Origin of the sequence: Pseudochrobactrum mosebachae (assembly GCF_048914685.1) — a bacterium.
Classification (GTDB): Bacteria; Pseudomonadota; Alphaproteobacteria; order Rhizobiales; family Rhizobiaceae; genus Pseudochrobactrum.
Map to the genome: position 1 here is coordinate 43,946 of NZ_CP128408.1, position 25,816 is coordinate 69,761.

Genomic DNA, 25,816 nt, shown 5'->3' on the forward strand with positions numbered 1-25,816 from the left:
CGGTCTGTCAGTTTGCCGGTTGCCTGCTTGTTTTGAACCTCCTCTGATACTGCTCTGGCGGGAATACATATATGTCTGATGTTTTAACCTTGATGCTCGAATCTCTGGGGCCGCTGCTATGGGCGGCCGTAATTTTCACCATACCGCTGACGCTGCTGTCATTCTTTCTCGGTACATCGCTTGGGCTTATTGTGGCATTGATCCGGCTTTTTGCGCCGCGGCCTCTGGCTGCTATCGTCAATTTCTATGTCTGGCTTATCCGCGGCACACCGTTGCTGGTACAGCTGTTTCTGATTTTTTACGGTTTGCCTAGCTTAGGTGTAACGCTTGATGCTTTTCCCGCAGCTCTCATCGGCTTTACCCTAAGTATCGGCGCTTACTCATCAGAAATTTTTCGCGGTGTAATTGTGTCTGTGCCTAAAGGCCAGTGGGAGGCAGCCTATGCGACCGGCATGAGCTGGGGACAGGCGATGCGCCGTACGATCTTGCCTCAGGCAGCACCCAATGCCGTGCCGCCCTTGTCAAACAGCTTTATTTCGCTGGTGAAAGACACCTCACTGGCTGCAGCCATCACTGTTCCGGAAATGTTTCAGGTCGCGCAGCGCATTGTGGCAGTAACCTATGAGCCATTGATCCTTTATGTGGAAGCAGCCCTGCTATATCTGGCTCTGAGCTCGGTTCTATCCTATTTGCAGACCCGTCTGGAAACACGTCTGAAACGTTATGGCGGCTTTCTGGAGACACGCACATGATTGAACTCAAAAATATTGTCAAAAAATTCGGTGATCATACTGTTCTTAATGATGTTTCATTGAAGATTGCTGAAGGTAGTGTCACCGCATTTATCGGACCTTCAGGCGCCGGCAAAAGCACTTTGCTACGCTGTTTAAACCTTCTCGAAGTGCCAAGTTCAGGTCATATTGAGATTGCCGGTGACAGTCTGGATTTTCAACCTTCCCGTAAAGTCACACATAAGGAAATTAATCTGATACGTCGCCATTCAGGCATGGTGTTTCAAAATTTCCAGCTGTTTCCGCATCGTACAGTCACTGAAAATATCACGGAAGGCCTGATCACTGTACAGAAATGGCCGAAGCTAAAAGCACGAGAACGTGCAATGCAATTGCTTGATAAAGTAGGGCTTACAGAAAAAGCCGATGCCTGGCCGGCAACACTTTCAGGCGGGCAGCAACAACGGGTGGCGATTGCGCGTGCCTTGGCATCATCGCCAAAAATCCTGCTCTGCGATGAACCAACCTCTGCGCTTGATCCGGAATTATCAGGTGAGGTCGTGGATGTTCTGGCAAAACTGGCCAAAGAAGGCACGACTATGATCATGGTCACCCATGATTTGCGTTTGGCTTCCCGTATCGCTGAAGATGTATTATTTATTGATAATGGTGTGATTGTTGAGCGTGGCTCGGCGGAAGCTATTTTCCGCTCGCCGCAACAAGAGCGAACCCGCAAATTTGTAACGACGCTGACTCATGAAACCTCAGGCTTCAGTCAGGGGGCGGGGATTTGATTTAATATTTTACATTATGTAACATCAATAAAACATTGAATTTAAATATATTTAGGCTGTTCAATGTAAAAATTGAACAGCTTTTTTTAATCAACCTGATCGCTGTCAACTTCATTTTCAGATTTGGCAAAAACATCGATATTTTCGTTTTTGCCAGCTTCAACAGTAAAATCACGCTGATATAACCGGTCTTTGTTTTTAGCAACTGCAATATAATCACCGGCTGCGAGCACCAATGAGGCATAAGCACTAACACTTTCATACACGATATCGCCATTGGTGTTGACGATTGACCATGATGTATCTGCCAGTGCCTCACCACCGCTATCGCGCAGCAATTTCAGTGTGATTTCAGCGGCGTTGTGCTCGACATTGGCCTCGGTTAATTTGCCGGCAGTCACCACAATTTCTGCGCGGATAGTGGCATTTACATTACCGTAATTGGAAACCACGTGATAGGTGCCGCTGTTAAGCCGCACAATCGTATCCGGTTTAATATTGGGCACAATCAGTGATCGCTCTGAGCTTTCATCATCGTTTTCATAGATCGAAAAACGCAGATATTTATCGGAAATTTCTTCACCATCCGGCAGTTTGGCGCTGAGTTTAAGACCACCCGCATCAAGAATCATTTTTTCATGGCGGCTGGCATTGCGAATTGTAATGCGCTTGGTTGCACCGGCACGGCCAAAGCTGACATGCACAAGGTAACTCCCTTGCGGCAATGAGAAACTGGCAGTGCCGCCGGATGCAGTGGCGATCAATGGCAGCTTGTCTTCATCATTCGGCTCCGGAGAAAAGACCCGCCATACCAAGCCCTGCTGCAGGGCAGGGCCATCAGCAGTGAGCTGCGCCTCAAGGACAAGTTCATTCTGATTTGCAAGCGGCATATTTTGCTGTGCGCGCGGATCGGCATAGGGCGTCATGCCAGCAGCCGGCGCTGCAGGCGACATTTGCAAGCCATTTGCTGGCGTTTCATTTGTTAAGGGTGAATTTTGCTGGTCTGTGTTTTCAGGGACAGAGATTTTAGGGAGCTGCAATTTATCAAACTGCACGCCCGGAACCACCCGCATTGAAAAGCCGTCAACCGGCTGGCCGAGATCTTGTGCTAAAGCTGGCGTTATGAAATTGGCCGCTAAAATACCACCTGAAATCAGTATTGAATAACACAGGCCGCTATACGGCGCTTTGCGCTTTATATGCTGATCAGAAAACATGACAGGAGACAGAAAAGACTTGGATTTCATAAAGCCGGCGCTCATTTGGAATTTGAAGCATCAATTATTAAAGTTTGACAGCACTGTAACGGCATTTTCAAGGCTGGATGCATCAAAATATCACCAAGATGAGCTATTCACAGATATTCGAGTGATTTTAACGGGGGCGCGAGCCCCAAATTTGTCCTGATATTAATTTAAAACAAAAAGATAGTGTGAAATTAGCTTGTGTCGCATCTGTCATTATAGGCTGAACTTTCTATTATAGGCTAACACACAATGCATAAGCATCACCTCTGAGACCATATAAACCGGATAAGACAGGAAATAACGTGTCAGATCTTATAAATTTTTTAGCCACACGCATCTCCACCCCTATTATTGGCCTGATTGAACCAGCGCCATCAGACGCTGACCTGACGCAGATGCTCACCATTGCTTCACGCGTGCCTGATCATGGCAAACTCGCGCCGTGGCGGTTTATTCTTTACCGTGGTGATACCCGCATTCAGGTTGGTGAATTACTGGCAGAGCGCGCTGCCCGGCGTGCAGACGAGCTTGGCGAAGAGTTTACAGACAGCCGCCGCGAGCAGGAATTAAAGCGCTTTTCCCGTGCGCCACTGGTGATCGGCATTATTTGCAGCCCGCGTGATACCCATCGTATTCCTGAATGGGAGCAGCTATTATCGGCAGGTGCAGCAGCTATGCAGCTGTGCAATGCGGCTAATGCAATGGGCTATGGCAGCAACTGGATCAGCAATTGGTATTCGGATGATGAAGAGGGCAAGCGCCTGCTTGGTCTGGGCCCCCATGAAAAAGTTGCCGGTTTTGTACATATTGGCACGCCGAAAGCGCAAGCACCGGATCGTCCGCGCCCCGAGTTGAAAACAATTGTTTCAGACTATCAAGGGCCATATCAGGGCTGAATGGAACCTTGGAAGAGAAATCTCAAAATCGGGAAGGGGCTTGGACTTTTCCCGATTTTTAACCCGCTTTCATATTGGTATAATATTTCAGTGGCACGGCTTGAATGTCGAATATATTAATGGAAAATCATCATGTTCTATGAGCCGCAAAACGGGCACGGCCTGCCGCATAATCCGTTGAAAGCTATTGTTACGCCGCGCCCGATCGGCTGGATCGGCACACGCTCAAAAGAGGGCGCGCTGAACCTTGCTCCCTACTCATTTTTCAATGTGATCTGCGATGTGCCGCCATTGCTGATGTTCTGCTCAACCGGCTATAAAGATAGCGTGGCATTTGTTGAGCAAACCCGTGAGTTCACGGCCAATATGGTCGGTGCGCATCTGGCAAGCCAAATGAATGCGACCTCGGTGGATGCGCCGCGTGGTGAAAATGAATTTGATTATGCCGGTCTGACACCCGCTGCTTCACAACTGATTGCCGCCCCGCGGGTTAGCGAGGCCTATGCAGCGCTGGAATGTGTGGCAGTTGATATCCGTGAGCTTTCAGGGCGCGATGGCAAGCCAGCCGACACCTATATGGTGATTGGTGAGGTTGTCGGCGTGCATATTGACGAACATATATTGGTTGATGGCCGGATTGATATTACCAAATCGCGGCCGGTATCACGGCTTGGCTATATGGATTATGCCACAACAGATGCGGTTTATGAGATGTTTCGCCCCAAATGGGGCGAATAATCACAGTTTACTGACCGGCCTGTTTGGCTTTGTTCCACAGCACTTCCATCTCATCCAGCGAGGCTGCATCAAGAGTGCTGTCAGCCTCATTCAGGGCGTTTTCAATGAAGTGAAAGCGGCGTTTGAATTTATCGCTGGCAGCACGCAGTGCCATTTCCGGTTCCAGCTCCAGATGCCGCCCCAGATTAACCATAGCAAAGAGCAGGTCGCCATATTCTTCTTCTATATTGGCACGATCCTGCTTGCGCATAGCCTCGCGTAATTCCTGCGCTTCTTCCGCGACCTTATCCAGAATAGGCGCGGCTTCTGACCAATCAAAGCCGACACGCGCGGCCTTCTGCTGATATTTCAAGGCGCTGACAAGGGCGGGAAGGGTGCTTGGCACATCATCCAGAAAACCCGCTTTAATACCATTATCCAGACCAAGCGCCGCACGGCGTGCAGCCCGTTCATCTTTTTCGACCTGTTTAATACGGTTCCACGAGCCTTTGGCCATGCCGGCGGTGCGGGCTTGTTCGTCACCGAAAACATGCGGGTGTCGGCGGATCATTTTTGTGGTTACCGCCTCAACCACATGGCCAAAACTGAAATCACCGTTTTCCTCAGCAATACGGGCATGAAAAACCACCTGTAACAAAAGGTCCCCCAGCTCTTCACGCAGGTCATCCATATCATCCCGTTCAATGGCATCCACAACCTCATAGGCTTCTTCAAGCGTATAAGGAGCGATGGAGCTGAAATCCTGCTCAACATCCCAAGGACAGCCGGTTTTCGGGTCGCGCAGTGCCACCATAATCTCTAATAGTCTTTGTATGTCGCGGGATGGCTGCATGATAAATTCCTGTTTTGCGTCGCCTGATTGTACCGCCAGAACCGGCATTGGATAAAGCGGCCTTCAGAATATTAACAGTCGGCTCTCGCAAACTGATGGTCTTTTCTATAGAGAGTTTACGCAAGAGGTGCCATAAAATGTGGCATAAAACAAACTTTTCATGTTTAGCTATAGCCGGTCAAAACCCGCCATAAAACAAAGTTGAGTAATGCTGATGACTATTCTTGTAACCGGCGGTGCCGGATATATCGGATCGCACACTTGCGTGCACTTGCTGGAAGCCGGACATGATGTGGTGGTGGTTGATAATTTTGATAACAGCCATCCGGAAGTGTTTCAACGGATTGAGAAAATTACCGGACGTGCACCAAAAAGAGAAGCCGGTGATATCCGCGACCGTGAGTTTCTTGAAAAGGTTATGCAGACCTATCAGTGCGATTCTGTCATTCATTTTGCCGGTCTGAAAGCCGTTGGTGAATCGACGCAGAAGCCGCTTTATTATTATGATTGCAATGTGCTCGGCACTTTGCGCCTGTTGCAGGCTATGCGCAGTGTTGGTGTTAAAAAACTTGTATTCTCATCATCGGCTACCGTCTACGGCGATCCGCAGCATTTGCCGATTGAAGAAAACCATCCGCTATCTGCGACCAATCCCTATGGGCGCACAAAGCTGATGATTGAAGAAATTTTGCGTGATCTATACGCCAGTGACCCTGCGTGGAGCATTGCTATTTTGCGCTATTTTAATCCGGTTGGCGCGCATGAAAGCGGCCTGATCGGAGAAGATCCCAAAGGTATTCCCAACAATTTGATGCCGATTATTGCGCAGGTTGCAACCGGTCGCCGTGACAAGCTGAGCATTTGGGGCAATGATTACCCAACACCTGACGGCACCGGTGTGCGCGATTACATTCATGTGACAGATTTGGCCGAAGGTCATTTGAAGGCGCTGGCCAAACTTGATGAACCAAAATGCATGGCGATCAACTTAGGTACCGGTGAGGGCTATAGCGTGCTGGATGTGATCAAGGCATTTGAGCATGTTTCCAATAAGCAGGTGCGTTATGAGGTTGCACCGCGGCGTCAGGGCGATGTGGCTGCCTGTTATGCTGACCCTGCTCATGCCAGTGAAATGCTGGATTGGAGCGCGAAAAAGACCTTGCGTGAAATGTGTGCTGATATGTGGAATTGGCAAACAAAAAACCCGAATGGCTATAGTGACACTTAAAAATGCCTGGCGCTGAGAAATTGGTGCTGCCTATGCTGTAATCAATTGGAAATGACGAGACCGATGCGATTTCTTCCGGATAAATTCATCTCGACGCTTATATTAGCCATTGCTGTTGCCTCGATTTTACCAGTGCAGGGCATGGCAGCAGAATGGTTTAGTCTGGCGACTAAAATTGCAGTCGGCTTGTTGTTTTTTCTGCATGGGGCAAGGCTTTCACGGCAGGCGGTTGTTGCGGGTATAACGCATTGGCGTTTGCATATTATGGTTCTTGCCATAACATTTGTGGTGTTTCCGCTGCTTGGTCTGGCGCTTGGCCAGATTATTCCGGGGCTATCCAATTCCGCCTTTTATGGGGGCATCCTGTTTCTCTGTGTATTGCCTTCCACGGTGCAATCTTCAATCGCATTCACTTCGATTGCTAAGGGTAATGTTCCCGCCGCGATCGTATCAGCATCAGCATCCAATATAATCGGTATGTTTATTACACCGCTGCTTGTTGGCCTGCTATTTTCTGCACAAGGCGAGGCGCTGATCTCACTGGATGCGCTGAACTCTATTTTGTTGCAATTGCTGGCGCCTTTTGTGCTGGGACAAGTCTTACAGCCATGGATCGGCAATTTTATCCGTCGCCACAATAAAGTACTCGGACTGGTTGATCGCGGTTCAATCATAATGGTGGTTTATCTGGCATTTAGTGAAGCGATGGTACAGGGGCTATGGACCACCGTTTCCGGCCATGATCTTGCACTTATGATTGCTGTCAATATTGGGTTGCTGGCAATCATCTTGTGGTTCACGGGTTTTGCAAGTCGTAAACTTGGTTTTTCAAGGGCAGATCAAATTACCATAATTTTCTGCGGCTCTAAAAAGAGCCTTGCAAGCGGCGCGCCGATGGCCAGCGTGATTTTCCCGGCAGCAATGGTGGGGTCTATTGTGCTGCCTTTGATGATTTTTCACCAAATTCAGCTGATGGCCTGTGCATTTCTGGCACGCAAATATGCGGCACAAGCCGGACATGAGCAGGAACATTAATATTGATGCAGAAATAAAGAGAAGAGGGCGGAACACCCTCTTCTCTTATCTGGCTTCTCTTATCTGGCTTCTCTTATCTGGATATGAAAAAATCAGGCTTTATCAATGACGTTTTTAACGGCATCTTTGGCCTTGCCTTTGGCCTGTTGTGCTTCGCCTTTAAGCTCCTGTACACGGCCTTCGGCTTCAAGCTTGTCTGATCCGGTGGCTTTGCCAACGGCTTGCTTGACATTACCCGCAGCTTCGTTAGCAAGACCTTTGATTTTATCAGTAGTACTGTTCATCAATATTCTCCTTACGAATTAAACTCATGAGAATAACGTGCGTGCAGCCAAACTGTTCCACAACTCTTAAATACGGAAAGCCTTACAACCATGCCAAAAACGCCGCTATTTGATGAAGAAGCGCTGGAGCAGACCTATAATGAAGCACTGCGGCTGGAAAAATCCGGTGATTTTGACGGCGCTGTAAAAGCCTATCTGAAGGCCTTGGAGATCGATCCTGAGGACCATGGTGGCGCTGCTGTCCGAATGGCCAGTATGGGGCGCGGCGCTGTGCCAGTTAAAGCGCCGGATGCCTATGTGGCTACATTATTTGATCAGCATGCCGAGATGTTTGACACGATTCTAGTTGATCAGCTGGGTTATGATGTGCCTTTACAGCTGGCAGATCAGCTGGAAGATATTGATCCTGATGCCCATTTTTCCCGTATGCTTGATCTGGGTTGTGGCACCGGTCTTGGTGCTGATGCCTTGTTTGAAATGACCGAGCACCGTACCGGCGTGGATATTGCCGAAAACATGATCGCGATCGCCGATGAAAAAGGCGATTATAATTCGCTTTATGTTGGTGAAGTGGTTGCTTTTCTTGACCAGACCGATGCACCGGGCTGGGATATTATAATCGCAACCGATGTGCTGCCATATATGGGCGATCTGGAACCGTTTTTCTCAAAAATACCGCTCAATCTAAACCGTAACGGCATTTTCGCTTTTTCGAGCGAAACGCTTAGCGATAAGGATTTCCAGAGCCGTGACTATACGGTTGGGCCGCATCAGCGTTTTGCACATAAGCGCAGCTATGTAGAAAAGCTATTGCAAGGTTATGGCATCAAGATCTTACGCGTGACCGATATCACAGTGCGCAGCGAGCAAGGCAAGCCGGTTGCAGGTCATTTATATATCGCTCGCAAGCTGTGATATTCAAATGATATGATTGAGCGGCAAAACCATAGCCGCTCAATATCAACACTGTAAATAGTTCCATAATCTATCTTATGCGACCGCTCATTAAAAAGGCTATACAGAGATGCGAAGCTTGGACAGAATTGGTTTCTAAAAGCTCTTGGCCAGTCTGCAGTATCGTCCCAGACAGATTAATGTATGCTCGTCAACTCATCTACGCAGGATAACTATGAAACATACCCGCTGATCTGACCTCTTGATAGTTTCCAACTTGTCTTTGTGCTTAGGCCCTGCATAGTAGCCATGGTCAGCGCTTGTGGATTGTTTCCAAGACAATCAGGTGGACCGTCCCTGTCTTGAATGGCTGCAGAATGAACTACAACGCCGACCAGTAATCTAAATGTTTCAACGACAATATGACACTTGATGACACTTGCGTCTGTTGATACTCTTTTCCGTGTCAAAGCCCCGTATTCCGGTACTTTTTGAGATGTTTTTGGACAGAATGTCACTGACGCCTGCCGTATGGGTGCACAACGGATATACCCGCGCATTTCATCAATGATCCAGCCGTTTTTTTTCGCAGCGTAAAATATTTATCGCAATACTTTATTTAATCAACAAATTAACTTTCCAACAAAATTTAGATTTTCTCTATAAGATTAAATACATATGTATTATATTTCGTTGTAATTGACTGTATTATGAATTATTATATTCTATTGTTGTCCTTGTTTATTGAAATATTATTATTAAATTTAAATATATTAAAAAAAATTTGTGAGGTAAATTATGGTTGAGTACTGGCCGACACCAAGCAATAGATGGCGTAGTTTTGAGGCTGAACCCTTTCCGACGAGCGTCTTTCGTTATGATAGCAGACCACCTGCCGTAATCATGAGGGACGGGTTTAGAGGCTGTGGCAAATTCTGGGATACATTCATAGATAACAAGCTATTTGGAGCAAATACGGTCTATACATCAGGCTCATACCAAGGTGTTGAACACTTTTTACATGCAGATATGGCATCTAATGTATTTGATTTTCATTTTGCAAAGTTTGCTTACAGCAAAAAAGATTTAAGAGTATTTACTACAAATAAACTCAATAATAATAACTTTAAACTCCCTCACCTCTATAAAATAACATCAGATACGCATCATACAATATCATTTAAAGATTCATACGAGATGTATGGTGACAGATTCACTGCATTTACTCATTATCGTACTCAATACCCTCGTCATGAAAAAATAGAAGCAGACACTAACCATACATGGGGAAATTATAAAGAACGTTATATTACAAATGTCTCACCATTGGATGATGGTGTTCACGCTTCACTTAATAGTAGTATAAAAGGCCTCTGTCAGCGTAGCGATGATGTGCATTTAAAAGGGCCTGTCGCTAGTAGGGCTGGCCGCAGATTAGGAGGAGGTAGAGGTGATGATATGGCAGCTGTTAATAGTGACATACAGTATGCAACCTTAGAACACCTGGATCTTGCAGTCGACATTTTCCTTTAGCTTAACGTTTTATAGGCAGGCTCATAGCCCCCGCTTAGGCCTTGCAGCTTAGAGAATTCAGCCCGACCGAATGTGTTGTGTTGGAGTTTTATGAACAGCGCGTATTTTAAATTCAAGGCATTCCATTTTTAAAATAACTATGACATTTTATATTTAATGGCAGTTACGCTCTAATAGCACATCTGCACAGTCGGTGATTATCAGTCCATCCTAAGAATCTAAAATATGAGATTCGCGTCTGAGCAGATATGTGCATATTTTGTGAGGTGTAATAAAAGTTTACACAACTGTGGCGCGTATACCAGCCTGTCCCTGTGGACTAAAAACCGCTTATATCCTGCTATAAAGCGCTAAAACATTGTTTTTAAAAATATTCTGCTAAAAACTTGATAGAAAAGCATAAAAGGACTTGGCAAACCCGAAAATCATTTGCTATACGCCAAATCGCGAAAGCAAGAGCAACTGTTCCTCGGTAGCTCAGTGGTAGAGCAACCGGCTGTTAACCGGTTGGTCGCTGGTTCGAATCCGGCCCGGGGAGCCACTCTTTTTTATATAAAAGAGTGTGCAATAATCTACCAACAATCTTGTTTTATAATTGATTGTTTATGGTTTAAGCCCTCACCCAGCTATCTTCTAATTCACTGTTAAATAATGATTTTCATCTTTTTGATGCTTAAATCTTTGCGCATTATTATGCCGCTATTGCTGCAAACCAACATTAATCTGTTTTTCCTGTACAAATTTCAATTTAGGGCTTGGCAAGAGCAATTTGCGTTGCTATACGCCACATCAGCAAACGTTTTGAGCACTGTTCCTCGGTAGCTCAGTGGTAGAGCAACCGGCTGTTAACCGGTTGGTCGCTGGTTCGAATCCGGCCCGGGGAGCCACTTCTTTTTAAGAAGTATATTGATCACGAAGAGATAAGTGATCTCGCGATTTAAAAACAAAAAACTCATCGAAATACATAATTTAATGCGTGCGTTTTTTTATCAACCATACGCATATTTATCGTTGTTTACGCGTTAAAGCATTTCACTATTAAGTTGATTCAACTTGATAGCTATGACAATGCAAAAACTCTAAAATCTAGAGCGAGCGCCGTGATCCAACCGGAATGTTACCCGATTAGATATCAGCCTCACGTAAACGATAGCCAACACCTGTCTCTGTCATGATGTAAAACGGCTGATCCGGCTTATCCTCGAGCTTCTGGCGCAATTGGCGCACATAGACGCGTAAATATTGTACATCGCTCATACCGCCCCAAATCTGGTTCAGGATGAATGAATGTGTGAGCACTTTGCCAGCATGCTGCACCATAATACGCAAAATATCATATTCCTTGGGCGAAAGTTTAATTTCCTGCCCTTTTAGCCTGACTAAACGCTTCACCAGATCAACGCAGAGTTCGCCGGTCTGAAAGATGGGTTTTTCGCCCTGCTCCTGTAATTTATGGCGTAGCGCCACACGAATACGCGCTGCAAGTTCTTTCATACCAAAAGGCTTGGTTACATAATCATCTGCACCGAGTTCCAGTGCTTTAACAATGCCGCTTTCATCCGTGCGGCTCGAGAGGATAATGATCGGCAACTCAATCAGCCCGGAGCGCCATTGCGCCAACAGGTCATGGCCTGAAATATCCGGCAAGCCAAGGTCAAGCAACACCAGATCAGGGCGGTCGGTAGCCATAATCTCTTTGGCAATGGTTGCTGTCGCGGCCTCAAGAACAGTAAAGCCTTCTGTACCCAGCCCTACCCGTAATAATTTACGGATTGGCGGCTCGTCATCAACGACAAGAATTTTTATAACAGCCTGGGTCATCGCGGCGCATTTCCATCAATTATAATGTTTTTATCTGCACAGAGTGAGAGCGGTAGCCTGATAGTGAAAACTGCACCACCCGTCACCGGATTAGCATCTGTGGTATTATCCGGCATTGCAGTGCGGTTGGCAGCTGTAATTGTACCACCCAGCGCCTCTGTAAAGCCCTTACATATTGCCAGCCCAAGCCCTGTACCGGCACGCACCTGATCGGATTTGCGCACACGGTAGAAACTGTCGAATATCCGTTGCTCGTCACCGGCTGGTATACCGCTGCCCTCGTCAGTAATGCGCAATACCACATCGCCCTGCTCTGCACGCGCCTGAACAGTAATTAGCGTGTCTTCCGGCGCATATTTAGCGGCATTATCCAGCAGGTTAAACAGCACCTGCTCAAACAATACCGGATCGATCTTAAGCATCGGCAGATCGGCGGCAATATCCGTATCAACACGGTGCGCTCCAAGAATTTTTCCGGCGCGTTTCAATGCACTGCCAACAATATCACCCAGATAATGGGCGGATTTATTGGGCTGCATCGCGCCGGATTCTATACGCGTCATATCCAGCAAATTGGCGATAAAGCGATTGAGCCGCTCTGATTCATCCACCACCGTTGATAAAAGCTCGACACGATCCTCATCAGGCAAGGCGCCGGAATAATCCTTGAGGGTGCCAGCCGCGCCCAATATCGCTGCCAGCGGCGTTTTGAGGTCATGGGAGATCGAGGTGAGCAAGGCTGAGCGCAAGCGGTCAGCCTCTACCGCAAGCTGCGCATGATCAAGATCATCTACCAGTTGAATACGTGCAATCGCCAAGGCTGCCTGCTCTGCCAGCGCATCAAATAATCTTTGTTGCTCAGGCGTAAGAATTGGCCCCTGCCGGTCATCATCAAGCCCTACAACGCCGATCGTGTTGCCGCCGGTGCGCAATGGCATATAAAGGCGCTTGGCACCAGGCAGCGTATCTGCGCCACGCCCTGCCGGGCGGTCATGTTCCCATGCCCAGCGTGCGGCAGCAATATCGGCATCCACCAGCGTATCATCTGGCGGATAGCCTGCGCGAACCGAAATTTGCGTGTGTATTGTCTGATCATCAGGCAGCAAAACCACCACCCTTACTTTGAGCATCGCAGCCATTTGGTAAACTGTGGCCCACAGCACATCTTCCAGCGTGCCTGCACCGGCAAGTTTTTTACTGAATTGATAGAGCCCTTCTGTGGTGCGCGCACGGTTACGCGCCGCTACCGCCTGACGCTGCACCCGAGCGGTCAGGTTGCTGGCTACCACTGCCACACAGATGAAAAATACAAGCGCCATCACACTTTCAGGATCACCGATATCCAAGGTATAAAGCGGCGCCAGAAAGAAAAAGTTGAATGTCAGTGCGCTGATTGCCGAGGCAAACAATGCCGGTCGCAAGCCCGATGTAACAGCTGTGGCAAGCACTGCCATCAAAAAAACCAAAGCGATATTGCGCACATCCAGCACGCGTGACAGCAAGGTACCGGTTATCAGCGCGACCATAATAAATACGAGGCTATACAGATAGGGGCGCAGAGAAAACACCTTGCTCTGTGCCACAGCAACATGGCGCACGGGCGGTTCATCCTGCTGAGCACCGGAGATAATATGCACGCTGAGATTACCGCCGCTGCGGATCAGCTCATGGGAGACCGAACCCTCGAAAATTTCACGCAACCGCGATTTATTCGGCTTGCCGATCACTATATGGCTGAAATTATGCGCCAGCGCATAGCGGATAATATCCTGTGCCACATCATTGCCGGTTAAGGTAACCACCTCGCCGCCAAGTTGCTCAGCAAGCCGCAAGGTGGCGGCAATATGATCTTTATCTTCCTCGCCAAGCGTTGCAGCACGTGCAGTTTCCACATAGAGCGCTGTCCACGGCGTTCGCAGCCGGTCTGCCTGTCTGCGTGCATAGCGGATCAAAGACGCGCCATGCGCCTGCTCGTCAATGCACACCAGCACCCGCTCTCCGGCAGACCACGGCCCTGATATAGCATTGGCCTGCATATGGCTCAGCAGCTGGTCATCCACCCGTTGTGCGGTACGCCGCAAAGCCAGCTCACGCAGGGCCGTGAGATTTCCGGCAGAAAAATAGTTTTGTGTGGCACGTTTGGCCGTTTTGGGCAGATAGACCTTGCCTTCTTTCAGGCGTTTAATCAGGTCCTCGGGGGTGATATCAACGATCTCAATATCATCAGCGCGGTCGATGATACTGTCCGGAACCGTTTCACGCACACGGATCCGGGTGATTTGTGCCACCACATCATTCAGACTTTCAACATGCTGAATATTAAGTGTGGTATAAACATCAATGCCATTTGACAGCAGCTCCTCGACATCATGGTAGCGCTTGAGATGTCTGCTGCCCGGAGCGTTGGAATGCGCCAGCTCGTCCACCAGCACCAGTTGCGGTCTGCGCTCCAGAACCGCATCCAGATCCATCTCTTCCAGCACATGCCCTTTATAATCTACCCGCGCACGCGCAATAATCTCATAACCTTCGGTAAGCGCCTGGGTTTCCTGCCTCCCATGGGTCTCAACAATACCGATCACCACATCCATACCGTCAGCCAGCAGGCTGCGACCGGACATCAGCATTTCATAGGTTTTACCAACGCCGGGCGCCGCCCCGAGAAAAATCTTGAGGCGGCCGCGGGTTTCCTGTTCGGCTTTGGCCAGCAGGGCTTCCGGCAACGGTCGGTTGTCGCCATTGCGCAAGCTGTCCTGCAGCTGGCTGTCATCATTCATACAGTGCAATCCCGCCAGTTTATTGGTTATTTAACCTGATCCAGCGCGAGGTTAAGTGCAAGCACATTTACCACCGGCTCACCCAGCACACCGAGCAAACGCTTTTGTATATTTTGCTCAACTATTGTCTTGAGCTGCGCCTCGTCAAGACCACGGGCTTTGGCAACCCGCGGCACCTGAAACAAAGCGCTCTGTGGTGAAATATGCGGATCGAGCCCGCTGCCTGACGCGGTGACCAGATCAACAGGAATTGGCTGGTCGGGATTTTCAAGTTTCAGCCTTTCAACATCTGCTTTTACGCGCGCAATCAGTTCAGCGCTGCTCGGTGCCAGATTGGAACCGCCGGATGAGGCAGCATTATACCCCTCACCGGCCGCACTCGGGCGACCATGAAAATAGCGCTCCGAGGTAAATTGCTGACCAATCAGCGCAGAGCCGATAATTTTATGATCTTTGGTAATCAGGCTGCCATTGGCTTGTGTGGGGAATAATGTCTGCGCCACACTGGTCATGGCCAGCGGATAGGCAATACCGGTGATAACTGTGAGGCTGACAATCATAACCACGGCAGGTCTTATTTGTTTCAACATATTTGAATTCCTTAGATTAATCCAACGCTGGTGATGATCATATCGATCAGCTTGATCGCTACGAAAGGCACGATAATACCGCCAAGACCGTAGATCAGCAGGTTGCGGCTCAGCAGCGAACCGGCACCAACGGCACGATATTTTACTCCGCGCAGTGAGAGCGGGATCAGCGCCACGATAATCAAAGCGTTGAAGATAATGGCTGAGAGAATGGCACTTTGCGGGCTGTGCAGCCCCATAATATTGAGCGCACCAAGCTGCGGATAGAAGGCCAGAAACATTGCCGGAATAATCGCAAAATATTTGGCAATATCATTGGCGATCGAAAATGTGGTGAGCGCACCGCGCGTCATCAGCAATTGTTTGCCGATTTCAATAATCTCGATCAGCTTGGTCGGATCGCTGTCGAGATCAACCATATTGCCTGCTTCTCGCGCCGCAACAGTACCGGTATTCATCGCCACGCCCACATCGGCCTGTGCCAGTGCAGGAGCATCATTGGTCCCATCACCGCACATTGCCACCAGCTTGCCCTTGGCCTGCTCCTCACGGATCAGAGACAGCTTGTTTTCAGGAGTTGCCTGCGCCAGAAAGTCATCAACCCCCGCCTCTGCTGCAATGGCCGCTGCAGTCATCGGATTGTCACCGGTAATCATAACCGTACGGATACCCATGCGGCGCAGCTCGGAGAATCGTTCGCGGATGCCGCCTTTAACAATATCTTTCAGCGCTACCACGCCTAGCAAATGACCATCTTTTACCACTGCTAGCGGTGTGCCGCCTGCATTGGCAATCGTTGCTGCAATCGCTTGAGTTTCCTGTATCACGGCATGGGTGGCTGTATTGCCGCGCTGGGCTTCAACATATTTAAGCACCGCATCCACCGCACCTTTGCGGATCGATGAGCCATCAATATCCACGCCACTCATGCGGCTTTGCGCCGTAAACGGCACAAACACCGCTTGCAGATTTGCCATATCACGGGCGCGGATGCCGTATTTATCTTTGGCCAGAACAACGATGGAGCGGCCTTCAGGCGTTTCATCGGCCAGTGAGGCAAGCTGTGCCTCATCGGCAAGCTGTTGCTCACTCACACCAGTGACTGGTTTAAACTCTGTGGCCTGTCGGTTACCAAGCGTAATCGTGCCGGTTTTATCCAGCAGCAACGTATCCACATCACCGGCAGCTTCCACCGCACGACCGGACATCGCCAAAACGTTAAAGCGCACCAGACGATCCATACCGGCAATACCAATGGCTGAAAGCAGCGCACCAATGGTGGTTGGGATCAGCGTAACGAATAAAGCAACCAGCACAATCACCGGAATAGAACCACCGGCATAGGTGGCAAAGCTCGGTATGGTAACCACAGCCAGCACAAAGATCAGGGTCATACCGGCGAGAAGAATGTTCAGCGCAATTTCATTGGGTGTTTTCTGGCGTTCAGCGCCTTCCACAAGGGCAATCATCCGGTCGATGAAGGTTGAGCCCGCAGCTGCGGTAATACGCACACATATCCAGTCAGATAGAACCTGCGTGCCACCGGTAACTGCCGAGCGGTCACCGCCGGATTCACGGATAACGGGAGCGGATTCACCTGTGATCGCCGCTTCATTGACCGAGGCGACACCCTCAATCACTTCACCGTCGGAGGGGATAATATCGCCCGCTTCCACCAGCACACTATCGCCGACCTTAAGGCTATTACCGGCCACAATGGTGAAGCTGCGCTTATCATCCCCGCTGAGTAGTTTTGCTTCCGTTTCTGTGCGGGTACGACGCAGGGATTCAGCCTGCGCTTTGCCGCGCCCTTCGGCCACAGCCTCTGCAAAATTGGCAAACAGAACTGTGAACCACAGCCATAAAATGATCTGGAATGAAAAGCCGAGATCAGCCCCGCCACTCACCAGATCTTTGATAAATAAAATGCTGGTCAGCACAGTTACAACGGCAACCACAAACATGACCGGATTTTTAGCAAGGCTCTTAGGGTTGAGCTTGGTAAAAGCCCCGCCGATCGCGGGTATAAGAATACGAGCATCTAAAATGCTCAGGGATTTTGACTGGCTCATGAGAGCACTCCGTCTGAAATGTTCATGTAGCTTTATAGAACTACATATGATTTTCATGTGTTTGAGACGATAATTTAATGTATCGACTTAAATTCAAACCAATGATTGAACGAGAAAAACACCTGCCAGCATGACCAGTATCAACACCAGTACGAGGCTGGAAATCTGCGGATTTTTTGATTTTTTCATCGCTTTGTCCGGGGTGTTTTGAGCGGGGTTAACCTGCCCCCGTGCCGCTTGTGCAGCACGGGTACGGGATGCACCGGATTGAAACAATTGCCTGATAAGAAAAGAGCTTTTAGCCATTAGATTTCCTTAAAACATTTGGCCGGCAAGGATAGTGAAATGCTCGACAACGGGCCCCAATGCCAAAGCAGGAAAGAAGGTAAGCCCGCCGACAATCAGCGTCACGCCAAAGACCAGCCCCACAAACAACGGCCCTGTGGTTGGCAATGTGCCAGCCGATACCGGAACTGTCTTTTTGGCTGCCAATGATCCGGCAATGGCCAATACCGGCACGATGAGCAGAAAACGCCCCATCAACATCGCCAGCCCGATCGTGATATTGTAAAACGGGGTATTGGCATTCAGTCCGGCAAAGGCACTGCCATTATTGTTAGCGCCGGATGAATAGGCATAAAGCACTTCGCTGAAACCGTGCGGGCCTGCATCCTGAATACTCGACAAGCCCTGCGGCAGCACCACTGCCAGAGCCACAAAACCCAGAATGGCAAGTGAAGGGCCAAGCGTTGCCAGCAAGCTCATTTTAACTTCTTTGGCTTCGATTTTTTTGCCTAAATATTCCGGTGTACGGCCAACCATCAGACCGGCAATAAAAATCGCCAGAATGAAGAACAGCAACATACCGTAAATACCAGCGCCAATGCCGCCGAGATTGGGGATTTGCATGTTGAACATCGGCACCAGACCGCCAAGCGGCATCAGGCTGTCATGCATATTATTAACGGCACCGGTTGAAGCTGCCGTGGTTACTTCTGAAAACAAGGCGGATAATGCAATGCCGAAACGGGCTTCTTTGCCCTCCATATTGCCACCGTCAACATTCAGCGCCTGCATTAGCGGGTTGCTTGAAGCCTCAGCCCAGAAAAGTACAGCCGTGCCACACAAAACCAGCACGCCAAATACCGCAAACAATGCCCAGCCCTGACGCTGATTGCCAACCATACGGCCAAACACATTGGTCATGGCTGTTGCAATAACAAAGATCGATAACAGGTGGATCATGTTTGTCAGTGCGGTGGGGTTTTCAAACGGATGCGCGGAGTTGGCATTGAAAAAGCCGCCGCCATTGGTACCAAGATGTTTAATGATCATCTGGCTGGCTACAGGGCCTTGCGCAATGGTTTGTTTGGTACCTTCAAGCGTTGTTGCCAATGTATAGGCATTAAAATTTTGCGGAACCCCCTGCCATACCAGTACCATACTGCCGATAATGCAGATTGGCAGCAGCACATAGAGCGTTGCGCGGGTCAGATCGACCCAGAAATTGCCGATAGTGTTGCTGGAGGCACGCGAGAAACCACGGGTAATCGCCATAGCACCGGCAATACCGGTTGCTGCTGAAACGAAGTTCTGCACGGTAATACCAGCCATTTGGGTGAAATAGCTCATTGTGCTTTCACCGCCATAACCCTGCCAGTTGGTATTGGTCATAAAGCTCACAGCAGTGTTAAAGGCGGAGTCCGGCGCCACAGCCTGCATACCTGCAGGATTATAGGGCAGCGTGCCCTGCAATCGTTGCAGAAGATAGAGCACCACAAAACCGGCGATGCTGAACATCAAAAGCGAAGCAGCATAGACTGTCCAGTGTTGCTCTTCTTTTTCGCTGGTGCCTGCTAATCTGTACAGGCCGCGCTCGACCGGAGCGATCATAGGGGAGAGTAATGTTTTTTCACCGGTAAAGACGCGCGTAAGATAGCCGCCGACCGGTTTGACAAGCAGGATTGTGAGCCCGAACAGGATCGAAATCTGCAATAAACCATTGAATAACATGGGAAGTGCTTTCAGCCAAAACAGGCGTTTTGTGAGGATGAGCTTTGCTGGCTGCTGCGCTTAAAAGCGCTCAGGTCTGGCCAGAGCATAAAGCAGATAAAGGCTGAGCAATGCGGCAACCGAGCCGCCAAGAACATATTCAAACAGCATGATGCCCCCTCACAACCGGTCACAGACAAGGGCATAAAAATAGGTCAGAGCGATAAAGCCTGCACCTATGACAATCATGATTACATCCATTTTTAAAACTCCTATATTCAGCCCGCAGATGATGAGGGGGTATATCTCAGCACTGCACCGGCAAAGCGGCATATGCTGAAATCAGGAGCAATTATGGGGGGAAACCGCATAGTGGTTCGAGAGAGGAAAACACTGCCGGATATAAAAATCTCATATATAAAAACAGGATTACGCTGACTGATTTTGTTAAGCCTGTTTTTCTTAGAATGAGCAATTTGAGGCTTAGATGTCGCGAACAGGATTGTTTGGAAGTAATTTGCTTTGAATATGCAATTCTTGCATGACATCCTAAAAACAAAGCATTGGCTATGTAATTATTTTTTGCATAGCCTGAATTTCAATGAGATTCCCATTAAATTCAATGCCAAGGAATGCGTTGTGAGCCGAATTGTATATGTAAACGGTGCCTATGTTCCGGAAGAAGAAGCAAAGATCTCCATTTTTGATCGCGGATTTGTTTTCGCTGACGGTATTTATGAAGTCAGTGCCGTTATCGACGGTAAGCTGGTTGATAATGATGCCCATATGGCGCGTCTCAGCCGTTCATTGAAGATGATCGACGTACCGGCGCCATTAAGCGACGACGAAATCATTGCAATGCAGAAAGAACTGATCAAGCTCAACAATCTGACCGAAGGCGTTGTTTATATGCAGGTTACGCGCGGTGCCGCTGATCGTGATTTTGTATATACCAGCGTCATGAAACCGACACTCGTTGCTTTCACACAGGTTAAAAAGCTGATCGGCTCCGCTTCGCAGCAAAACGGCATTGCAGTGCATGTTGTTGATGATATCCGCTGGGAACGCCGCGATATTAAAACCGTGATGCTGCTGGCACAGGTCATTGCCAAGCAGGAAGCAACCGCTCATGGTTGTCAGGATGCATGGATGCAGGAAGACGGCTATATTACTGAAGGCGCTTCTTCCAGCGCATTCATTATCACTGCCGATAATACGATGATTGTACGCCCTAACTCCAATGCAATTTTGCCGGGCTGCACACGTCTTGCCATGCTCAAAATTGCTGAAGAGCAGAGTCTGAAAATGGAAGAGCGCCGCTTTACGCTTGAAGAAGCGAAAAACGCTAAAGAAGCCTTCCAGACCAGTGCTTCCGGCTTTGTAACACCGGTTGTTAAAATTGCCGGTACAGTGATTGCTGATGGCAAGCCAGGTGCAATCACCCGCAGCCTGCAAGATAAATATGTAGAACTGGCAAAAGCGTCTGCCTAACAGCAGCCCTGCACCATAATCAAAACAGAATTATCCGGCCATTGTTAAAATATACTCATAAATCATCCTTGGCCGGATACCGCTATGATCGCTAGCGCCCCATGAAACGGCTATAGTTTTGGGCCTCCCCCGTATAGCCGTTTTAATTCCTTGGCACTGATCATGTGTCGGGCATTAACACCACACTGAAACAGCACTTCACCGCAGAAGTGAATTTGCCGTTTCTTTTTAGTGTCCGAGAATAATGCTGACAGCCCACCGTGTTACGGTCGGGCTGTCATTCTTTATTCGGATGGGCTTTATTCACAGGGGGCTTTATTCGTACGGGGTGTTTGTATGGGCTTTTCAGTTGATTTTGGCTCATCAGCCTACAAAAACTTTTAATATTGAAACGGGAGTTACGAATGTCTGCATCAGCGCGCGATTTCGGCATCATTTGCGGTACTATGCCGGCAGGAAAAAACAATGCCATTACCGATGTTCCGGGTGTTAAAGTCGGCCATACCACCATCCGCGATGGCAATATAAATACCGGCGTTACCGCCATTCTGCCCCATAGCGGCAATCTCTTCCGTACAAAAGTTCTGGCAGCCTCAGAATCGATTAACGGCTTTGGTAAAAGCGCCGGACTTGTGCAGGTTAATGAGCTTGGCACATTGGAAACCCCTATTCTGCTTACCAATACTCTGAGTGTCGGTACCTGTGTGAATGCGCTGGTCAAACGTGCAATTGAGGCTAATAGCGATATTGGCCGTACCACTTCAACCGTGAATGCGGTTGTTGGAGAGTGTAATGACGGCCCGCTCAATGATATTCAGGCCATGGGAATTACTGAGGCGCATGCTTTTGCGGCTCTTGATCAGGCTATGGCCAGTGCCGATGGTGCTTGCGTTGAGCAAGGCAATGTCGGCGCCGGCACCGGCATGACCTGCTTTGGCTTTAAAGGTGGTATCGGCACAGCGTCACGCCGGATTACACTTGGTGGTAAAGATTATCATCTTGGCACACTGGTTCTGTCGAATTTCGGCCGCAAGGGCGACCTGTCTTTGCCGGATGGCCGCCACCCGACACCGGATTTTCCTGATCAGGCTGAAAAAGGCTCGATCATGATGATTATGGCAACAGATATTCCACTTGAGCACCGTCAGTTGCAGCGGGTTATCCGCCGCTGTGGTGCGGGTATTGCGCGTCTTGGCGCATTTTGGGGGCATGGCAGCGGCGATATTGTCATTGGCTTTACAACTGGCGTTACTGTTGATCACGATCAGAAATCTGATTTGGTGGCAATGCAATGCCTGAACGAAGACCGCATTGATCAATTATTCCGCGCAGCAACGGAATCAACGCAGGAAGCCATTCTTAATTCGATGTGCGCAGCTGAGGCCTTTACTGGTCGTGATGGCGCGACACGTAATTCCTTGGCTGACTGGCTGCACAACTGATCAGCTCTGTCTGATATTAGGGCATTTCATTATCAGTTGAATCACCTTGATATGTATGACAATGCGATAAAACTAGAATCAAGAGCGGGTGCTGTGATCCAACCTGATCGTTAGCATCTAGACCACAAGTAAAAAGCCCTGCCACAATTGATGCGGCAGGGCTTTTTGTTTGATTGTCATTGTTATAAAATGATCAGCCACCAAAACCACGTAAAAATGCAGTGAGATTGCCCCCGAGCTGATCGCAAATATAACCACCCTCCTGCACGATGACGGTCGGCAAATTGAGGCCGGCGCATTTCTGGGCAATTTTGGTAAAGCCGCTCTCATTAACGGTAAAGCCGCCAAACGGATCATGCTCCGAGGCATCAAGCCCCAATGCGACCACAAGCGCACCCGGCTGATAGGCACGGATCCGATCAATCGCCAGATCCATCGCATCAAGAAATTGCTGATTACCGGAGCCGCGTGCCAGTGGCAGGTTATAATTATAACCAAGCCCTGCACCCTCGCCGCGCTCTGATGCATGCCCCCAGAAAAACGGATAAAACACAGCCGGATCAACATGAATGGAAACGGTCATTACATCCGCACGATGATAGAAAATGCCCTGCGTGCCGTTGCCGTGATGTAAGTCCACATCAAGCACAACCACACGGTCATGGCTTTCACGCAGCAGCTGCGCCGCAATGGCGGAATTGTTGAGGAAGCAAAAACCGCCCGACATATCCGCATAGGCATGATGACCCGGAGGGCGGCATAAAGCATAGGCTGCCGGTGTACCATTTTGTACCAGTCGGGTGGCTTCAATGGCTGTTTGCGCGCTCCAATAGGCCGAGTTCCATGTATCAGCCGCAATCGGGCATGCAGTATCAGCCATATGATAACCGGCACGTCCCACCGGCGATGCTGGGTAAGAAAAATCGCGGCGGTTCGGGTGAATATTCGGAATCACCTCATTGGAGGCACCACTGATCTGCTGCCACTGGCCATGAATAACCTGCAAAAACTCCAGATATTCAGGACTATGAACAGCACTTAACGGAGCTAATCCGTGATCTTGGCTGGATATCAGTTCCAAACCGGCATCTTTAGCACCGGTCAGCAGGCGCTTGATACGTTCCGGCACTTCGGGATTGGGCTTTGCAGCACCTGCCGAAAGAAACATTGCCGGATTGTGAGCGGCTTGCGGTTCGGCAAAGGTAAACTTCATCAATACATCTCCTCCTACAGAGGCCGATTTGTATCTGATTTCCAATATGTGCGGAACTGTTTAATGTTAACCAGTCATTATTATTTGCAACAAAAGTCTCTATGAAATAATCTATTTCAAACTCTATGATAGTTTTTGAAATATTATGTATCACTTGAGTTTTTATATCACTGGATTGCCCATGCTCCTGATAATATTAAAGGCATTTAAATGACTGTTTCTGCTACTTTGCCGAATAAGCATAAATCAACTATTTATCCCATTCAGGTTTTGAGAGCGGTTGCAGCATTACTGGTTGTCGCAGATCATAGTCTTGTACATATTTTTTCTGCCTATGATTTACCTCAAAAATATCATGTTATGGCATGGCAGCTGGGCGGAATTGGCGTAACGGTTTTTTTCGTTATTAGTGGTTTTGTTATGGCATTGACCAATGATGGCAATTTTGGTCATAAAGATGAACCGCTACGTTTCATGATCAATCGTATTGTCCGGATTTTACCGCTTTATTGGGTGATGACATTTGTTGCCGCTGCATTGTTCATCGTGTCAGCCAGCAAACAAATTTCGTTTTCGTATCTGCTCACATCCATGTTCTTTTTAGTGCCGCAAGACGCGACTACACTGCAAATTACGCAACCTGTGCTCGGGCCCGGATGGACATTGAGTTATGAAATGTTTTTCTATGTGGTATTTGCGTTTTTCTTATTACTGCCTAAACGCGCTGCGCTGGCCGGCTTTACGACAGTTATGATTGCTTTGGTTATTTGGGGGATGAGTTCACTGTCATCTGCAGAAATCAACAATCCAACCACCAGATTTGCATTTTATGCCAATCCTTTATTGTTGCTATTCGTAGGTGGCGTATGGCTTGGCTCAGCATATAAAAAGTATGAAAACTATTTTCAAAAGTCTCAGATCGGCATAGTCTGGATGTTTGCTACCATCATCCTCATGACCGGTTTTAGCTGGGCAGTTGATAAAAACAGCTGGCCGCTTTATCTGCAGCCCATAGTATTTGTTTTGCCGCTTATCTGTGTGGCGGTGACATTGCGCTGCCGGTTTGAGCCTGTCAATTTTACAAGCCGGTTTGCGGTCTTACTAGGTGAAGCCTCTTACAGCATTTATCTGAGTCATATTATATTCTTGGCAGTTTTACGTAAAGTCGTACCAGCTGACCTGCTTTACGGCACAGTATATTTCTTCGCTGGTTTTATTGGCGCGACGATCACAGGTCTTATTATTTATAAAACAATCGAAGTGCCGCTGACTAACTATATCCGCAAATTTATTAAGCCCAAACCAAGACGAAAAGTGGCCGTGATTTAAACAGTTTAGCCCGCTATTTCGAAAGATAAACCGTCATATGCGGGCTCAACACCCGCAGGCAATGCCGCACGCAACACATCATAATCCAGTGGCACATGCATATGCGTAAGAATGGCGCGTGCAGGCTTCAACCGGTCAACCCATTGCAGTGCTTCATCAAGACTGAAATGGCTCGGATGGGTTTTGTATTGCAATGCATCTATTAGCAGCACATCAAGGCCGTGTAGTTGATCGGCTGTTTCCGGCGCAAAATCATTGACGTCAGAACAATAGGCCACCTGCCCGATGCGAAAACCAAGACAGGTTATATCACCATGTACCATTGGCATCGACTTGAACGCGATTGGTCCGCCCGCACCTTCGATGCTAAAAGCCTCATCATTCTCAATTTCATACGCTTTTAAAATCGGAGGATAGCTGGAACCGTAAGGCGTTTTAAAACAATAGCCAAAGGCTTCATACAGCCTGTTCAAAGTCAGACGGTTGGCATAGACCGGCATTAACTGTTTACTGTCGAGTACAAAGCTGCGCAGGTCATCAATGCCGTGAATATGATCCGCATGAGGATGGGTGTAGAGCACCGCATCAATATGGCGCTGTGGTTTGCCCTCAAGGGCATCAATCATCTGGACACGAAAATCAGGTCCCGTATCAATCACTACTCTGGTGGTACCACTCGTCCCCACACGTTCAACCATAAGGGAAGCGCGGCGGCGGCGATTTTTAGAATTGGCAGGGTTGCAATGACCCCAATCGCCGTTTGGCCGCGGAACCCCCGGTGAGGAGCCGCAACCAAGAACCGTAAAGCGATAGAAGTCTGACATCTGCCTGCCCTGAACGATTGAGAGACCTATAAATAACAATATAATATCAATAT

23 protein-coding genes and 2 tRNA genes are annotated in these 25,816 nt (G+C 48.5%); 13 read left to right on the top strand and 12 right to left on the bottom strand.

The annotated features are described in order from the left end of the window. Nucleotides 1-71: 71 nt before the first annotated feature. Nucleotides 72-752 (top strand): amino acid ABC transporter permease, encoded by a 681-nt coding sequence (locus MP213Fo_RS00265; RefSeq protein ID WP_421089715.1) that lies wholly within the window; start codon nt 72-74, stop codon nt 750-752. Then, nucleotides 749-1,525 (top strand): amino acid ABC transporter ATP-binding protein, encoded by a 777-nt coding sequence (locus MP213Fo_RS00270; protein ID WP_421089716.1) that lies wholly within the window; start codon nt 749-751, stop codon nt 1,523-1,525. Before MP213Fo_RS00265 ends, MP213Fo_RS00270 begins: the two co-directional genes overlap by 4 nt. 86 nt (nt 1,526-1,611) lie before the next feature. Here the strand turns inward: MP213Fo_RS00270 and MP213Fo_RS00275 are convergent, their stop codons facing one another. Then, the gene (locus MP213Fo_RS00275) at nt 1,612-2,772 is read right to left on the bottom strand and encodes a hypothetical protein (protein WP_421089717.1); all 1,161 of its coding nucleotides are present in this window, start codon (nt 2,770-2,772) and stop codon (nt 1,612-1,614) included. Nucleotides 2,773-3,074: 302 nt separating this feature from the next. Here MP213Fo_RS00275 and MP213Fo_RS00280 point away from each other — a divergent pair, with 302 nt between their 5' ends. Together MP213Fo_RS00280 and MP213Fo_RS00285 are read left to right on the top strand one after the other, a co-directional pair. Further along, nucleotides 3,075-3,668, top strand: coding sequence for a nitroreductase family protein (locus MP213Fo_RS00280; protein ID WP_421089718.1), 594 nt, complete (start codon nt 3,075-3,077; stop codon nt 3,666-3,668). Between the two features lie 132 nt (nt 3,669-3,800). Continuing rightward, nucleotides 3,801-4,406, top strand: coding sequence for a flavin reductase family protein (locus MP213Fo_RS00285; RefSeq protein WP_421089719.1), 606 nt, complete (start codon nt 3,801-3,803; stop codon nt 4,404-4,406). A 7-nt stretch (nt 4,407-4,413) separates the two neighbouring features. Here MP213Fo_RS00285 and mazG read toward each other — a convergent pair whose 3' ends face one another. Further along, nucleotides 4,414-5,238 (bottom strand): nucleoside triphosphate pyrophosphohydrolase, encoded by an 825-nt coding sequence (gene mazG, locus MP213Fo_RS00290; protein ID WP_421089720.1) that lies wholly within the window; start codon nt 5,236-5,238, stop codon nt 4,414-4,416. 214 nt (nt 5,239-5,452) lie between these two features. On the opposite strand from mazG, the gene galE reads away from it, so the two are divergent. Beyond that, nucleotides 5,453-6,466, top strand: a complete 1,014-nt coding sequence (gene galE, locus MP213Fo_RS00295; protein WP_421089721.1) for a UDP-glucose 4-epimerase GalE — start codon at nt 5,453-5,455, stop codon at nt 6,464-6,466. Between the two features lie 63 nt (nt 6,467-6,529). After that, nucleotides 6,530-7,501: a bile acid:sodium symporter family protein gene (locus MP213Fo_RS00300; protein ID WP_421089722.1), complete on the top strand. Its 972-nt coding sequence runs from the start codon at nt 6,530-6,532 to the stop codon at nt 7,499-7,501. Nucleotides 7,502-7,593: 92 nt separating this feature from the next. Here MP213Fo_RS00300 and MP213Fo_RS00305 read toward each other — a convergent pair whose 3' ends face one another. Continuing rightward, entirely contained in the window at nt 7,594-7,785 is a 192-nt protein-coding gene (locus MP213Fo_RS00305) for a CsbD family protein (RefSeq protein WP_421089723.1), read from the bottom strand. A gap of 90 nt (nt 7,786-7,875) precedes the next feature. Between MP213Fo_RS00305 and MP213Fo_RS00310 the strand changes: the two genes are divergently transcribed. The 4 genes from MP213Fo_RS00310 to MP213Fo_RS00325 all read left to right on the top strand — a co-directional run bounded on the left by MP213Fo_RS00310 (nt 7,876) and on the right by MP213Fo_RS00325 (nt 11,099). After that, nucleotides 7,876-8,700, top strand: a complete 825-nt coding sequence (locus MP213Fo_RS00310; protein WP_421089724.1) for a methyltransferase — start codon at nt 7,876-7,878, stop codon at nt 8,698-8,700. An 882-nt stretch (nt 8,701-9,582) separates the two neighbouring features. Next, complete coding sequence (locus tag MP213Fo_RS00315) at nt 9,583-10,212, top strand: hypothetical protein (protein ID WP_421089725.1); 630 nt, start codon at nt 9,583-9,585, stop codon at nt 10,210-10,212. Nucleotides 10,213-10,678: 466 nt separating this feature from the next. Continuing rightward, a tRNA-Asn gene (locus MP213Fo_RS00320) sits at nt 10,679-10,753 on the top strand. 271 nt (nt 10,754-11,024) lie between these two features. Continuing rightward, a tRNA-Asn gene (locus MP213Fo_RS00325) sits at nt 11,025-11,099 on the top strand. A gap of 238 nt (nt 11,100-11,337) precedes the next feature. On the opposite strand, the gene MP213Fo_RS00330 is transcribed toward MP213Fo_RS00325, so the two are convergent. The 7 genes from MP213Fo_RS00330 to MP213Fo_RS00360 all read right to left on the bottom strand — a co-directional run bounded on the left by MP213Fo_RS00330 (nt 11,338) and on the right by MP213Fo_RS00360 (nt 19,635). Continuing rightward, nucleotides 11,338-12,033, bottom strand: coding sequence for a response regulator (locus MP213Fo_RS00330; protein ID WP_421089726.1), 696 nt, complete (start codon nt 12,031-12,033; stop codon nt 11,338-11,340). After that, complete coding sequence (locus MP213Fo_RS00335) at nt 12,030-14,810, bottom strand: DUF4118 domain-containing protein (RefSeq protein WP_421089727.1); 2,781 nt, start codon at nt 14,808-14,810, stop codon at nt 12,030-12,032. The genes MP213Fo_RS00330 and MP213Fo_RS00335 overlap by 4 nt, the downstream gene beginning before the upstream one ends. Nucleotides 14,811-14,836: 26 nt before the next feature. Beyond that, nucleotides 14,837-15,400: a potassium-transporting ATPase subunit KdpC gene (kdpC, locus tag MP213Fo_RS00340; RefSeq protein ID WP_421089728.1), complete on the bottom strand. Its 564-nt coding sequence runs from the start codon at nt 15,398-15,400 to the stop codon at nt 14,837-14,839. Nucleotides 15,401-15,411: 11 nt separating this feature from the next. Further along, nucleotides 15,412-17,472 (bottom strand): potassium-transporting ATPase subunit KdpB, encoded by a 2,061-nt coding sequence (gene kdpB, locus MP213Fo_RS00345; protein WP_421089729.1) that lies wholly within the window; start codon nt 17,470-17,472, stop codon nt 15,412-15,414. Between the two features lie 93 nt (nt 17,473-17,565). Then, nucleotides 17,566-17,778 carry a hypothetical protein gene (locus tag MP213Fo_RS00350; RefSeq protein ID WP_421089730.1) on the bottom strand — a complete coding sequence of 71 codons (213 nt, stop codon included), beginning with the start codon at nt 17,776-17,778 and terminating at the stop codon, nt 17,566-17,568. A 9-nt stretch (nt 17,779-17,787) separates the two neighbouring features. Next, the gene (gene kdpA, locus MP213Fo_RS00355; RefSeq protein WP_421089731.1) at nt 17,788-19,485 is read right to left on the bottom strand and encodes a potassium-transporting ATPase subunit KdpA; all 1,698 of its coding nucleotides are present in this window, start codon (nt 19,483-19,485) and stop codon (nt 17,788-17,790) included. 60 nt (nt 19,486-19,545) lie between these two features. Further along, the gene (locus MP213Fo_RS00360; RefSeq protein WP_421089732.1) at nt 19,546-19,635 is read right to left on the bottom strand and encodes a potassium-transporting ATPase subunit F; all 90 of its coding nucleotides are present in this window, start codon (nt 19,633-19,635) and stop codon (nt 19,546-19,548) included. A 468-nt stretch (nt 19,636-20,103) separates the two neighbouring features. Between MP213Fo_RS00360 and MP213Fo_RS00365 the strand changes: the two genes are divergently transcribed. Further along, nucleotides 20,104-20,955 (top strand): D-amino-acid transaminase, encoded by an 852-nt coding sequence (locus tag MP213Fo_RS00365; RefSeq protein ID WP_421089733.1) that lies wholly within the window; start codon nt 20,104-20,106, stop codon nt 20,953-20,955. Nucleotides 20,956-21,359: 404 nt separating this feature from the next. After that, nucleotides 21,360-22,397: a P1 family peptidase gene (locus MP213Fo_RS00370; protein ID WP_421089734.1), complete on the top strand. Its 1,038-nt coding sequence runs from the start codon at nt 21,360-21,362 to the stop codon at nt 22,395-22,397. 193 nt (nt 22,398-22,590) lie between these two features. On the opposite strand, the gene MP213Fo_RS00375 is transcribed toward MP213Fo_RS00370, so the two are convergent. Continuing rightward, on the bottom strand, nt 22,591-23,610 hold the full coding sequence (locus MP213Fo_RS00375) for a histone deacetylase family protein (protein WP_421089735.1): 1,020 nt from the start codon (nt 23,608-23,610) through the stop codon (nt 22,591-22,593). Nucleotides 23,611-23,820: 210 nt separating this feature from the next. Between MP213Fo_RS00375 and MP213Fo_RS00380 the strand changes: the two genes are divergently transcribed. Continuing rightward, entirely contained in the window at nt 23,821-24,939 is a 1,119-nt protein-coding gene (locus MP213Fo_RS00380) for an acyltransferase family protein (protein WP_421089736.1), read from the top strand. Nucleotides 24,940-24,944: 5 nt separating this feature from the next. Here the strand turns inward: MP213Fo_RS00380 and MP213Fo_RS00385 are convergent, their stop codons facing one another. Continuing rightward, complete coding sequence (locus tag MP213Fo_RS00385; protein ID WP_421089737.1) at nt 24,945-25,763, bottom strand: MBL fold metallo-hydrolase; 819 nt, start codon at nt 25,761-25,763, stop codon at nt 24,945-24,947. Between the last annotated feature and the right edge of the window lie 53 nt (nt 25,764-25,816).